The organism is Bradyrhizobium diazoefficiens USDA 110 (genome assembly GCF_000011365.1).
Taxonomy (GTDB): Bacteria; Pseudomonadota; Alphaproteobacteria; order Rhizobiales; family Xanthobacteraceae; genus Bradyrhizobium; species Bradyrhizobium diazoefficiens.
In genome coordinates this window covers 4,455,958-4,468,338 of the sequence record NC_004463.1, presented here as the reverse complement: position 1 = coordinate 4,468,338, position 12,381 = coordinate 4,455,958, and the positions used below count along the sequence as shown (strand labels likewise).

Sequence of the window (12,381 nt, the reverse complement as noted above, 5' to 3'; positions counted from 1 at the left end):
AAATCGCTTCACGCCTTCCGGATCATGCCTAGACGCCGAGATAAGTGTGGAGCTTGTCCATGTTGGCGGCAAGCTCCGCATTGGAAAATCCGTCAATGATCTTGCCGTGCTCGACCACGTAGTAGCGGTCGGCAACGGTGGATGCGAACCGGAAGTTCTGCTCGACCAGGAGGATCGTAAAGCCCTCCTTCTTGAGCCGCGCAATGGTGTGGCCGATCTGCTGGATGATGACTGGCGCCAACCCTTCGGTCGGCTCGTCCAGCATCAGGAAGCTCGCACCGGTGCGCAGGATGCGCGCGATCGCCAGCATCTGCTGCTCGCCGCCGGACAACTTCGTGCCCTGGCTGTTGAGCCGCTCCTTCAGGTTCGGAAACAGGTCGAAGATCTGCTCGAGCGGCAGTCCGCCTTCGCGGACCACTGGCGGCAACAACAAATTCTCCCGCACGTCGAGGCTGGAGAATATCCCCCGCTCTTCCGGGCAGAACGCGATGCCCATGCGCGCGATCTTATCGGAGGTCGTGCGGATGATCTCCTGGGTGTTGAACTTCACCGAGCCGGTACGCTTGCCGATGATGCCCATGATCGACTTCAGCGTGGTCGTCTTGCCGGCGCCGTTACGCCCGAGCAGGGTGACAACCTCGCCCGCGTTCACGTCGAAATTGATCCCATGCAGGATGTGGGACTCGCCATACCAGGCCTCGAGGTTGCGGACCTGGAGGATGTTTCCGCCGCTCGCAGCCTTTGCCGGAGCCTCGGCGATCGCAGTGTCAGGCATGACCGGCTCCCAGATAGGCTTCCTTGACGCGTTCGTCCTTGGTGAGCTCGCTGTAATGGCCCTGCGCGAGAACCTGCCCGCGCGTCAGCACGGTGATGATGTCGGAGAGATTCGCCACGACGCTCAGATTATGCTCGACCATCAGGATGGTGTATTTCGCGGAGATGCGCTTGATCAGCGCCGCGATCTTGTCGATGTCCTCGTGGCCCATGCCGGCCATCGGCTCGTCCAGCAGCATCATCTCGGGGTCGAGCGCGAGCGTGGTTGCAATCTCGAGTGCGCGCTTGCGCCCGTAGGGCATCTCGACCGCAGGCGTATTGGCAAACTCGCTGAGGCCGACATCGTTCAACAGATCGCGTGCGCGATCGTTGAAACGGTTGAGCACGGACTTGGAGCGCCAGAAATCGAAGGAACTGCCGTGCTGGCGCTGAAGCGCGACGCGAACGTTTTCCAATGCGGTCATATGCGGAAACACCGCCGAGATCTGGAACGATCGCACCAGTCCCATGCGGGCCACGTCGGCCGGCGCCATCGCGGTGATGTCCTGTCCCTTGTACAGGATCTTCCCGGCGGACGGCCTGAGGAACTTGGTCAAAAGATTGAAGCACGTCGTCTTGCCGGCGCCGTTCGGGCCGATCAACGCGTGAATGCTCCCACGGCGGACCTTGAGCGCAACGTCGCGGACAGCGAAGAAGCCCGCGAACTCCTTGGTCAAGCCTTCCGTTTCGAGAATGAACTCATCGGCCAAACAGATTTCCCCCTGCCCGCGCGACCCGCGTGGCTGTCCTTGTTGCTTCGGCTTTCAGGAGGCCTTGGAGCCTTCCCGGAACGCCGCCTCCGGGCGCGGAATATGCCGGAGGTGACGGGGGTTAGGCAAGGCGGAAAGCTGAGCAGATCAGGTCTCCGGCTGGGATACAAATGCTCCCTTAGTCGGAGATGTTTTGATGTCACGCCTGCCCGGCCTTCCGGTTCAAGAAAGCACCGGTCGTCAAGCCGTCGTTAACGGTCTTTCGTCCCGCGCGCCAGCCTTCATAGAAAATTTTCCCGCGGCATGGATGATGCGCGGGTTTCGATCTGCCGGGAATATTGTTTTGGATTTCGCAAGCGCCGCTCCCTCCGCCGTCAAGTCGATCAGGCAGCGTGATCTCCTGAACACGTGGCTGCGGCTCTACGCGCGCCAGCAGATCGCGCCGGCGATCTGGGAGTATCAACCTGCGCGGCTCGAGGAAGAGCTGTCCGATCTCATCTATTATACCGTTGACGCCTCAACTCCGGTGCCGCGCCTCATCATCCAGAGCGAAGGCACGCGGATCTCGCGCGCCTATGGACACACCGGCAAAGGCGTGCCGCTGGATGAATATATCGGGCCGCGGCTCGTGCCCTCCGTGATGCCCATCTATTACGAATGCGTCGCGCGCGGGCTTCCGGTCTACAGCGTTGCCGACGTCGACGACATCTATGGGCGCATCGTCGCCTACGAACGCCTGCTGTTGCCGTTCCTCACCGACGGCAAGGTCTGTCACATCATCGCCTCGCTCAAGACCTTCTGCGAGGACGGCGGCTTCGAGATCAAGAATCTGATGCGCGGAAATGACGCGCCGCCGCGACCGAAGCTGCGCGCCGTGATCGATCGCGACCTCTTTCATCGCGCCCCCGGCCGTATCGCGGCCGCCGACGTCGTCGAGTTCGCGGACCAGTCCGGTCCCGCCGACGCCACCGAGATCATCGAGCTGAACTAGCCTTCAGCGCGATTTGGCGCCGACTTACTTCGCCCTGACTTCCTTGGCGTAGATGTCCGGCTTGAAGCCGACCAGCAGCTTGCCGCCGACTTCCAGCACCGGACGCTTGATCATCGATGGTTGCGCTAGCATCAACGCCAGTGCCTTCTTTTCGGTAAGACCCTCCCTGTCGGAGTCGGGCAGCTTCTTGAAGGTCGTGCCGGCACGATTGAGCAGAATCTCCCAGCCGAGCTTGTCGCTCCACTGCTTGAGCTTGTCCTTCTCGACGCCCGCCGTCTTGTAGTCGTGAAACTCATAGGCAACGCCATGGCTGTCGAGCCAGGCGCGCGCCTTCTTCATGGTGTCGCAGTTCTTGATGCCGTAGATGATGTTGGGCAAGACGTTCCTCTCGCATGCGTGATGCTTCGGCTGCGGCGTTGTACGAAACTCCGGTTCGCGCGACAATATTGCGAGCGAAGCTTACGAACTCTGTCAACGGACTCATCATGCACGTCACCCACGATCCCGCCGCGGCCCCGTCGCCGACCATCGACTTCAACAGCTTCCTCGCGGTCGATATCCGCGTCGGCACCATCGTCGATGCCAAGCCGTTCCCGGAGGCGCGCAAGCCGGCCTGGCGGCTGTGGATCGACTTCGGCCCGGCGATCGGCGTGCGCAAGAGCTCGGCGCAGATCACCGAGAACCATCCGCTCGAGACGCTGGTGGGGCAACAGGTCGCGGCCGTCGTCAATTTTCCCCCGCGCCAGATCGGGCCGGTCGTATCGGAAGTGCTGACGCTCGGATTTCCCGATGCCGACGGCAAGGTCGTGCTGGTGCAGCCGGGCAAGCCGGTGCCGAACGGCGGACGGCTGTTCTAGCGGCACACGGTCGCGAGCCGAGCCGTTGCGTCTGTCGGCGGCTCGCCAGCCGTTTACGTCTCCTGTTCCCCGGCTCGGAGCCATCGAGACTTGACCAAAACCCGTCGTTGATCTAAAAATGACTGACTGATCGTTTTTTATTATACCCGCCAATAATCAAGCTGCCCTCGATGAATCGCTAAAACGATCGATCAGTCAGTTATTTGCGGAGGCTCCGATGCCGAAGATCAGCGACAAGCAGCGTGAAGGCCGGCGACGGCAGATCCTCGAGGCCGCCCTCGCCTGCTTCGCCGAGAACGGCTTTCACCAGACCGGCATGGCCGACATCGTGAAGCGGTCGGGGCTGAGCCATGGCGCGGTCTATCTCTACTTCCGGAGCAAGGACGACCTGATCGAGGCGCTCGCCGACGACCGGCACCGCCGCGAAGCCGTGCTCAACTCGGTCGCGCAGGGATCGGGCGATCCGATCGAAGGACTTCACGCGCTGGTCCGCGTCTACGCGCAATGGCTCACCGATCCCGCCGGCGAAGCGCGGCGGCGCGTCGGCATCCATGGCTGGGCCGAGGCGCTGCGTAACCGCCGCGTCCGCACCAGCGTCGTCGAAGGCATCGAGATGCCGCGCGCCCTGATCGTGGCGCTGGTCGAGCGCGCCCAGCACGACGGCCTCATCAGGCGCGATCTCGGCGCCGACGCCATCGCGCGCGTGTTGATCGCTATCTTCCAGGGCTTTGTGCTGCAAAAATGCTGGGGCGAGGACTTTGACGTCGATGCCTGCATGGCGGCTGTCGATGGCGTGATCGACGGCTTCCGCACGACGAAGCCGGACGTCAAGCGACGAACCCGGGCTTGAGCGATGTCCTGGATCTACGAACTGCTCGCAGGCATCGGCGTCGGCCTCGTCGGCGGCGCGACATCGGGCTTCATGGGCACGAGCCCGGGCGGCGGTCTCGTGATCTTCTCCGTTCTGCTGCTCGGCGCGGAGCAGCACGTCGCCCAGGGCACCTCGCTGATCACGCAGGTCCCGCCGACCGGTTTCGCCGGAGTGCGCCGCTACTGGCAGAGCGGCAATCGCAGTCCGCTGCAATGGATCGTCTGGATCGGCATCGGATTTCTCGTCGGTGGCGCGGGCGGCGGCTATGCCGCGGCCGGCGTGTCCGACGCAGTGCTGCAATGGACCTACGTCGTCTACCTCGCTCTGCTGATCGCAGCCCTGCTGCTGCGCCGCGACCGCAAGGACGGAGCTGGCGAGGCCGGCGATCCCGCCGAACTGCCCTGGCTCCCGCTGTTCCTCATCGGCGCGCTGGCCGGCTTTTCCTCCGGCTTCATGGGGATCGGCGGCGGCCTGGCGATCACCGTCGGCCTTGCCGCGGGCCTGCGCGTGCCGCAGCACCAGGCGCAACTCGTCAGCCTCGTCTTCTCGGTGATCCCGACCAACATTCCAGCGGCGTGGATCTACTGGAGCAAGGGGCTCATGGTCGGCTGGCCGGCCATCATCGGCATCGTCGCCGGCCTCTGGGTCGGCACCGATCTCGGCGCACGCATGGCCAATGGCGTCAGCAAATCGGTGCTGCGCCGGGTCATGATCGCCCTCGTCTCGCTGATGGCGCTCTACATGACCTACAAGGCGCTGAGCTAGTTCACGGCCGTTTCGGAATGTTGAGCCCACGTTGCACCGCCGGACGTGTAAGTCCCCGTTCGAGCCATGCGGCAACCGATTTGAACTGGGTGAATTCGACGAGATCACCGGCGCCGTAGAAGCCGATGAGGTTGCGCACCCAGCCAAGCATCGAGATGTCGGCGATGGTGTAGTCGTCATCCATGAACCATTGCCGGCCGGCCAGATGCGTCTCCATCACGCCGAGCAGACGCCTGGACTCGCCCACGTAGCGTTCTAGCGGCCGCTTGTCCTCGAAATCCTTGCCGGCGAATTTGTGGAAGAAACCGACCTGGCCGAACATAGGCCCGATCCCGCCCATCTGGAAATGCACCCACTGGATGGCCTGGTAGCGGCGCGCGGCATCCTGCGGCAACAGCTTGCCGGTCTTCTCCGCTAGATATTGCAGGATAGCCCCGGACTCGAACAGCGGCAGCGGCCGGCCGCCGGGACCGTTGGGATCGAGGATCGCCGGGATCTTGCCGTTCGGATTGAGCGACAGAAACTCGGGCGTCTTCTGGTCGTCCTTGCCGAAATCGACGAGATGGACCTCGTAGGGAAGCCCGATCTCCTCCAGCATGATCGACACCTTGACGCCGTTCGGCGTCGGCAACGAATAGAGCTGAAGCAGCTCCGGATGCCTTGCCGGCCAGCGCTTGGTGATGGGAAAGGCGGAGAGATCGGACATCGGGACCCCGGCATCGTTCGTGAGATTGTCGCCTAATCTAGGCGAGCGGACGAACGGCACAAGGCCGATGCAGAGGTCACACGATCTTTTCGCACTGAAGCCGGATCACAGCGGCCGCAGCAAGTGACTTGTCGCATACACGATATCGCGCTGCGCACGTTGCTCGATGAAGCGCTGCCCGGTGACGAGCAGGGCTCCGGTGAAAACGAGCGCGAGCAGCGCGGTCGCGAATTGACTGGTATCATTCATCGCACGAGCATCTCTGTAATCTCTTCGCACGGGGAACGCGGGCCGACCACCCGCAGTTCCTACACCTGTCAAATAAATTGCCGCTTTATCCCGAGCGCACCTTGGCGGCCGGTCGCCTCAATAGTTGATCTCCACTCGCAATCCGCGCGGATCGATCTCGCCATCACCGACCGACTGCGTGCTGTCGCGCGCTGCGACCGCGCAGGCGCAGGCGTCGATGAGATCGTCACGGCCGATGCCGGTGCCGTGACGCTGCGTCAGCCATTTCCGCAAGCGTGTAAAGCCGCGTTGCTCCAGTAGCGCGATGCGTTGTTCGCGGCCTTGCGCTGATCCCTTGCTCTCCAGCCGTAGGCGCCCGGCGAGATTCCAGAAGATCAATTCCGGATGCGCTTCGCCGATCGTGGCTTGCCGTGCCGGCGTCATGATCTCGTCGACATCCCTGATCTTGTCCCTGATGTTCCAGAGCTGCGCCGACACGCCTCTGCCCTTGCCTTCGTGCTCCCAGTAATGACGATTGGCTGCCGCCATGTCGGGAAATCTCCAGAGGTCGCGGCGCGCGCCGAGAAACACGGCGGGGCCGACCAGTTCGCGCGCACGCAGGTCGCATGTTCGATAGCCGCTCACGTTCAACCCAATCGGCATGTCGATCATCGCGCGCGCATGTGGCATCGCGAGCAATCGCGTCAGCCCCGGCGAATAGTCGAAGCCGTGATCGCCGCGCTCGTCGATCCAGGCTGCGACCCAGCCGTAACGAAATCCATCGAGACCGAGATAATTATTCACGCGTACGACCGAGCCTCCGATGCGCGTTCATCCCGTGGTTTCACCTTGATGTCGTTCGAACAGGCGCTGGGCCAACAGCGCATGGCCGAGCGTGCCGCCGGCGCGGACCGCAGCGGCGATCAACGCAGCTTCCGCGACCTCCTCGCGCGTCGCACCGGCTTTCGCCGCCTGTGCCGTATGCACGTCGAGGCAATAGGCGCATTGCGTGGTGAGCGCGACCGCGAGCGAAATCAGCTCGCGATATTTCGGCGGGATCAAGCCGTCCTTGCGCTCGACGGCATGATTGAAGGCGAGGAAGGCGTTGGCCTCGACCGGCGCGAGCGCGACGAAGGCCGGGACGGATCTCAGGTCATCGGAGTTTTGATAATCGGTCATGTCTCATCTCGTCAGATATTCGCGCATCAATGCGCGGGCGCGATGCAGGCGTGCCTTGACGGTCTGCCTGGACGCGCCGAGTGCGACGGCGATTTCGTCGATGGTCATCTCCTTGACGTCGCGCATCAGCGCGACGTCGCGATAGTGCAGCGGCAGCGCCTCGAAGGCCGCGGCCACGTCGAGCCGCAGATCGGCCTCGGGCCGCGACAGCAGTGCGGCCTCCGCGTCACTCGCAGCGATGGCCGGCATAAGGCCGGCCTTGCGCGCGAGCCGCAGGCATTCGCGCCGAACCACGCTGAACAGCCAGGCGGACAGCGCCAGCAGCGAGCGGATGGTGCCGACATGGCGGAACAGGATCCACAGCGCCTCCTGCGTCGCATCCTCGGCATCCGCCGAGCTGCGGCAGGTGGCGCGCGCGTAGCGGCGGATATCGGGCTGCGCCGTCGCGAGCAGCGACGCGATCGCCTCGGGATCGCCGAGCCGCGCCGCCTCGAACAGGTTGGGCGAGATCGCAGCCGCGCTCACGACACGCCTCCTCGTCCGATTCCGGCCATCGCGCACATCGGGCAGTAGCCGACGAGGCCGGTCAGCGCGAAGCCTGCGCCGCCGAGCGCGACCAGCCACGCCGCAAGCCCCGACAGATACGCGAACGCGGCAATCGCGACCGCAATTCCGAGCGCCACCCGCACCGCCTGATGCAGGCCGCCGATGTTCTTCCTGTAAAATCCCATCACATCCTCCGACACGCGCCGAGGCGGAATGCCTCGAGGACAAGGAGGACGCGACGGGCGAAAAGGATTCGCGGAGGCCTGCAATTTTTTTTCGCGGTCAGGCTCCGACCGCCTGGTAGGCCAGGCGCTTGAACTCGAAGAAGAACGGATTCCAGAAGCCCATGTAGCGCTGGGCCATCAGGACGCCGGCGGTATTCGCCTGCGGGCAGATCCACCAATGGGTGCCGGCAAGGCCGCCCCACTGGAATTCGCCGGTGGAATTCGGCGGATCGAACGGCGTCGGCGCGAAGGTGACGGCGCCGCCGAGACCAAAACCCTTGCCGGGCATCGGCCCGAGATTGGCAAAGCGGATGGTCTGGCCTGCGGGCAGCTGGTTCGTCACCATCTGCCCCAGCGTCTCCGACTTCAGCAGTGTATCTGCCCCAGGCACCAAGGCGCGCACCAGCGCAAGCATGTCCGGCAGGGTCGAGACCAGACCGCCGCCGCCCGAGAGCCGCGGGAACGGACGGCGATAGGCCTGCGGGTAAGGCAGATTGTCGGCCCGCGTCAGACCGGGCTTCATCGGATCAAGCACGTCGGCGCCGGTGTAGAGCGCGACCAGCCTGCCCTGCTGCGCTTCGGGCACGTAGAAGCCGGTATCGGTCATGGCGAGCGGATCGAAAATGCGCGCCTTGAGGAAGGCATCGAGGGATTTTCCGGAGACGACCTCGACAACGCGGCCGACCACGTCGGTCGCCACCGAATATTCCCAGCCCGTGCCGGGATGATAGGACAGCGGCAGATCGGCAAGCTTGTCGATCATGTCGGTCAGCGGCGTCAACGGATTGAGCACGCCCGCCTCGTTATAGCCTTTGAACAGCACCGTGCCGGGGTCGAAGATGCCGTAGCTGAGGCCGGAGGTGTGGGTCAGGAGCTGGCGGATCGTGATCGAGCCCTTCGCCGGCTCGACATCGGCAAGGCTCGAAGCGTCCTGCTTCAGCACCCTGCGATTGCCGAGCTGCGGCAGGAATTTTTCGACGACATCGTCAAGCCCGATGCGGCCCTCTTCCACCAGAAGCATGATCGCGCACGTGACGAAGATCTTGGTATTCGAAAACGCGCGGAAAATGTGGTCGGTCCGGAGCGCGGTTTTGGCTTCGCGGTCGGCAAGCCCGACGCATTGCTGGTCAACGACCTCCCGGCCGCGCAGCACCGCCCAGGACACGCCGGGAATGATCTCCTGATCGACGTAGCGCTGCATCGCCGTCCGTACGGCGGAAAAATCGGTTGCCCTGGCGTCCATTGTTTCCCCCAATTGTGGTTGGGACGGATATAGCGTGAATTCGAAGGAAATGAAGGGCGGTCCTTGAGGGAGCCTATCCCTCCTTCATGAACGCAGTGACGTACAGGCGCCGCCGAATCCGCATGCCCTGTCGCTGGTACAGCGCGATCGCGGACGCGTTGCCGGAAAACACGTGCAGGAACGGAATTTTGCCGCGCGCCTCGATCCGGCGCGCGACCGCCGCGAGCAGCGCCTGCGCATAGCCGCGCCCGCGATAGTCCGGATGGACGCAGACGGCTGTCATTTCGACGAACCTTCCCGGCTTCATCCGCTCGCCGGTCATCGCGACCAGTTCGCCACCGACGCGGATGCCGAGGAATGTGCCGAGCTCATGTGTACGCAGTGCGAATGGACCGGGCTTCGTCAGATCCGTCAGCGCCATCATGGCGGGAACGTCGGCGGCGCTTAATCTGACGATCTCGGCGTCGCGCAGCGAACTGTCAGCGGGCGAGCCGATCATCTGCTCGCCGGTCTCGGCCAGCACCACCTTGAAACCGGCGGGCATTTCGACCGGCTCCGGCGTGAACAACGCGGCAACCTGCGAGCCCGACAGGAGATCACGGAGCGCGGCAAAACTTGCCGCGGACATGTCGGCCATGTCGGCAAACGGCGTCATGTCCACGGGATAGCGCAGCGCTCGCGGGCCACCCTCCGCCAGATGCTTCTGGCTCGTTGTCAGCGCGCTCCAGATCGGGCGATCCAGCAGCGCCTCATCGCTGTCGGACACCGCCCTACTCCTTGTCGAAGCTGACGATGACGGCGGCATTGGCGATGAGGATGGGGTCGTTGGCCACTTCCGTGGCCGAGGGAATCTCAAGTCCGCCCTTGACCGCAGTCACGGTCACGGTGCCGTAGGGCAGCTCCTTCGCAACGGCTTCCTTGTCCACCCCCTCGGGGTTGGGCACTCCGATCGTGACATCGACGAACATGTCGTTCGCGGTCTTGCCGATCATCCGGAAGAAACCGAGGCTCGAATGCCGGATGGCATCCGACACCGCCCGCTTCGCCGCCTTGGTGGCGTCCCTGCCGTGAACGTCGACGCCCATGCCCATCTCGGTGATACAGCGAACGCGAGTCATTTCATATTCCTGTGGCTGGTTGGATTACGTTGACGCAAGTTGTTATCGCATTTTGGCTGATCGGCATACTCCGTCATTGCGAGGAGCGAAGCGACGAAGCAATCCAGACTGCCTCTGCGGAAACACTCTGGATTGCTTCGCTACGCTCGCAATGACGGGTGTGGCGAGAGTGGCGAGCACATCACGCCTTCGACTTCTCGTGAGCCCGCAGCTCATCCACGAGCACCCGCACGTTCTCCGAATAGTCGATCGGGATCGAGACCAGGTGCACGCCGCCTTCCCTGAACGCGGCATCCAGCGTCGGGCCGAAGCTGTCGATACTCGCGATGCGATGGCCCTTGGCTCCATAGGCCTTCGCGTAGAGGACGAAATCGGGATTGCCAAAGGTCATGCCGAAATCGGCGAAATGATCGACTGCCTGCTTCCAGCGGATCATGCCGTAGGCGTTGTCCTCCAGCACCAGCACGACCAGGTTGAGCTTGAGGCGGACGGCGGTTTCCATCTCCTGGCTGTTCATCATGAATCCGCCGTCGCCGGCGACCGCGAGCACGCGGCGATCGGGATAGAGCATCGCCGCCATCATCGCCGACGGCAGGCCTGCGCCCATCGTCGCCAGCGCGTTGTCCAACAACAGCGTGTTGGCGACGCGGGTGCGGTAGTTGCGCGCGAACCAGATCTTGTACATGCCGTTGTCGAGCGCGACGATGCCGTTCTCCGGGATCACCTGGCGAATGTCGTGCACGATCCGCTGCGGCGTCGGCGGCCAGCGCGCCTCGGTGGCGCGGTCGGCGATATGCCTGAGGATCTCCTCACGGAGCGGCAGCAGCGCCGCGGCCTGCGGCAGCTTGCCTTCGAGCCGGTCGGCGAGCAGCTCCAGACTCGGGCCCACGTCGCCGACAACCTCGGCATCCGGGAAATAGACCTGCTCGACGCTGGCCGACGTGTAGCTGACGTGAATAACCTTCGGGCCCGACGGCCCCATGATGAAGGGCGGCTTCTCGATCGGGTCGTGACCGATCGCCACGATCAGATCGGCGGCGTCGATCGCGTCGTGGACATAGTCGCGCTCCGACAGCGCCGCGGTGCCCATATAGAGATTGGTGCCGCCGGGCACGGTGCCCTTCCCCATCTGCGTGGTGAAAAAGGGAATGCCGGTTCGCCGCACGAAGCTCGCGATGCCGTGGGTCGATCGCGGCCGGCTGGTCGCGGCGCCCATCATCACCAGCGGATGCCTTGCGGCGAGAATCATCTCGGCGGCACGATCGAGCGCGGCGCGGTGGGCGACCGGAATCTCGATCGGATGGATCGGAATCACGGGAGCGGCCGGCACTTCATCGCCCGCGATGTCCTCGGGCAGTTCGAGATGCACCGGCCCCGGCCGCTCCTCCATCGCCACGCGAAAGGCATCGCGCACCACGGTCGGGATGCTGGAGGCGCTGATGATCTGCCGCGACAGCTTTGTCAGCGGCTTCATGGTCGCGACCACGTCCACGATCTGGAAGCGCGCCTGCCTGCTGCTCATGATCGGCTTCTGGCCGGTGATCAGGATCATCGGCATCGCGCCGAGATGCGCATAGGCCGCACCCGTGGACAGATTGAGCGCCCCTGGGCCGAGCGTCGAGAGACAGACGCCGGGCTTCCCGGTGAGCCGGCCATGGGTGGCAGCCATGAAGGCGGCCGCCTGCTCGTGGCGGGTCAGGATCAGCTCGATCTTGGAGGTGCGGAGCGATTCCACGAGATCGAGGTTTTCTTCGCCGGGAACGCCGAAGATGCGATCGACGCCTTCATTCTCCAGCGCCGCGACAAACAGGTCCGATCCCTTCACCTTGCGCTCCTGCCCGCTCATGTCGCCTCCCGGTCACAATGTCGGCCCCTGTGTTCGACGGGAACCTCAAGTGTATCGTAACCGCGTGGCGCTCCGGCACAACTCACAAAGCGGCGCAGTTGGCCAACTATGTAGAGAGTGACTGTTCCGTCATCCTGAGGTGCGAGGCTTGCGGTGCAAATGCATCGCAAGCCGAGCCTCGAAGGATGAACGGCCGGGATGCAGCCGGGCCGTCGCCCTTCGAGGCTCGCCCTGCGATACATCGCAGGACGAGCACCTCAGGGTGACGGTGATAAATTGGTGCT

General features: G+C 63.9%; 17 protein-coding genes. 4 read left to right on the top strand and 13 right to left on the bottom strand.

Annotated elements, in window-relative coordinates:
- Positions 1 to 28 precede the first annotated feature (28 nt).
- A complete protein-coding gene (locus BJA_RS20020; RefSeq protein WP_011086814.1) occupies positions 29 to 775 on the bottom strand; it encodes an ABC transporter ATP-binding protein in 747 nt (248 codons plus the stop codon).
- Positions 768 to 1,523, bottom strand: coding sequence for an ABC transporter ATP-binding protein (locus BJA_RS20015; protein ID WP_011086813.1), 756 nt, complete (start codon positions 1,521 to 1,523; stop codon positions 768 to 770). Before BJA_RS20015 ends, BJA_RS20020 begins: the two co-directional genes overlap by 8 nt.
- Positions 1,524 to 1,833: 310 nt before the next feature.
- Here BJA_RS20015 and BJA_RS20010 point away from each other — a divergent pair, with 310 nt between their 5' ends.
- A complete protein-coding gene (locus BJA_RS20010; protein ID WP_162185833.1) occupies positions 1,834 to 2,514 on the top strand; it encodes a hypothetical protein in 681 nt (226 codons plus the stop codon).
- Positions 2,515 to 2,538: 24 nt separating this feature from the next.
- Here BJA_RS20010 and BJA_RS20005 read toward each other — a convergent pair whose 3' ends face one another.
- The gene (locus tag BJA_RS20005; protein ID WP_038967551.1) at positions 2,539 to 2,892 is read right to left on the bottom strand and encodes an ArsC family reductase; all 354 of its coding nucleotides are present in this window, start codon (positions 2,890 to 2,892) and stop codon (positions 2,539 to 2,541) included.
- Between the two features lie 107 nt (positions 2,893 to 2,999).
- Here BJA_RS20005 and BJA_RS20000 point away from each other — a divergent pair, with 107 nt between their 5' ends.
- The 3 genes from BJA_RS20000 to BJA_RS19990 all read left to right on the top strand — a co-directional run bounded on the left by BJA_RS20000 (position 3,000) and on the right by BJA_RS19990 (position 5,007).
- A complete protein-coding gene (locus tag BJA_RS20000; RefSeq protein WP_011086810.1) occupies positions 3,000 to 3,371 on the top strand; it encodes a tRNA-binding protein in 372 nt (123 codons plus the stop codon).
- A 217-nt stretch (positions 3,372 to 3,588) separates the two neighbouring features.
- Positions 3,589 to 4,221: a TetR/AcrR family transcriptional regulator gene (locus BJA_RS19995; protein WP_011086809.1), complete on the top strand. Its 633-nt coding sequence runs from the start codon at positions 3,589 to 3,591 to the stop codon at positions 4,219 to 4,221.
- 3 nt (positions 4,222 to 4,224) lie between these two features.
- Positions 4,225 to 5,007: a sulfite exporter TauE/SafE family protein gene (locus BJA_RS19990; RefSeq protein WP_011086808.1), complete on the top strand. Its 783-nt coding sequence runs from the start codon at positions 4,225 to 4,227 to the stop codon at positions 5,005 to 5,007.
- A 1-nt stretch (position 5,008) separates the two neighbouring features.
- On the opposite strand, the gene BJA_RS19985 is transcribed toward BJA_RS19990, so the two are convergent.
- From BJA_RS19985 to BJA_RS19945, 10 genes are all read right to left on the bottom strand, one after another.
- Positions 5,009 to 5,713, bottom strand: coding sequence for a glutathione S-transferase family protein (locus BJA_RS19985; protein ID WP_038967553.1), 705 nt, complete (start codon positions 5,711 to 5,713; stop codon positions 5,009 to 5,011).
- A gap of 105 nt (positions 5,714 to 5,818) precedes the next feature.
- Positions 5,819 to 5,962, bottom strand: a complete 144-nt coding sequence (locus tag BJA_RS42310; protein ID WP_165448151.1) for a hypothetical protein — start codon at positions 5,960 to 5,962, stop codon at positions 5,819 to 5,821.
- 117 nt (positions 5,963 to 6,079) lie between these two features.
- Positions 6,080 to 6,745: a DUF429 domain-containing protein gene (locus BJA_RS19980; RefSeq protein ID WP_011086806.1), complete on the bottom strand. Its 666-nt coding sequence runs from the start codon at positions 6,743 to 6,745 to the stop codon at positions 6,080 to 6,082.
- A gap of 27 nt (positions 6,746 to 6,772) precedes the next feature.
- Complete coding sequence (locus BJA_RS19975; protein WP_011086805.1) at positions 6,773 to 7,120, bottom strand: carboxymuconolactone decarboxylase family protein; 348 nt, start codon at positions 7,118 to 7,120, stop codon at positions 6,773 to 6,775.
- A 3-nt stretch (positions 7,121 to 7,123) separates the two neighbouring features.
- Positions 7,124 to 7,645, bottom strand: coding sequence for an RNA polymerase sigma factor (locus BJA_RS19970; protein ID WP_011086804.1), 522 nt, complete (start codon positions 7,643 to 7,645; stop codon positions 7,124 to 7,126).
- Positions 7,642 to 7,851, bottom strand: a complete 210-nt coding sequence (locus BJA_RS19965) for a YgaP family membrane protein (RefSeq protein ID WP_038967554.1) — start codon at positions 7,849 to 7,851, stop codon at positions 7,642 to 7,644. The genes BJA_RS19970 and BJA_RS19965 overlap by 4 nt, the downstream gene beginning before the upstream one ends.
- 97 nt (positions 7,852 to 7,948) lie before the next feature.
- Positions 7,949 to 9,133 carry a serine hydrolase domain-containing protein gene (locus BJA_RS19960; RefSeq protein WP_011086802.1) on the bottom strand — a complete coding sequence of 395 codons (1,185 nt, stop codon included), beginning with the start codon at positions 9,131 to 9,133 and terminating at the stop codon, positions 7,949 to 7,951.
- Positions 9,134 to 9,206: 73 nt separating this feature from the next.
- Complete coding sequence (locus tag BJA_RS19955) at positions 9,207 to 9,899, bottom strand: GNAT family N-acetyltransferase (RefSeq protein WP_038967556.1); 693 nt, start codon at positions 9,897 to 9,899, stop codon at positions 9,207 to 9,209.
- 4 nt (positions 9,900 to 9,903) lie between these two features.
- The gene (locus BJA_RS19950; RefSeq protein ID WP_011086800.1) at positions 9,904 to 10,251 is read right to left on the bottom strand and encodes a Lin0512 family protein; all 348 of its coding nucleotides are present in this window, start codon (positions 10,249 to 10,251) and stop codon (positions 9,904 to 9,906) included.
- A gap of 181 nt (positions 10,252 to 10,432) precedes the next feature.
- Positions 10,433 to 12,097, bottom strand: a complete 1,665-nt coding sequence (locus tag BJA_RS19945) for an acetolactate synthase large subunit (RefSeq protein ID WP_011086799.1) — start codon at positions 12,095 to 12,097, stop codon at positions 10,433 to 10,435.
- Between the last annotated feature and the right edge of the window lie 284 nt (positions 12,098 to 12,381).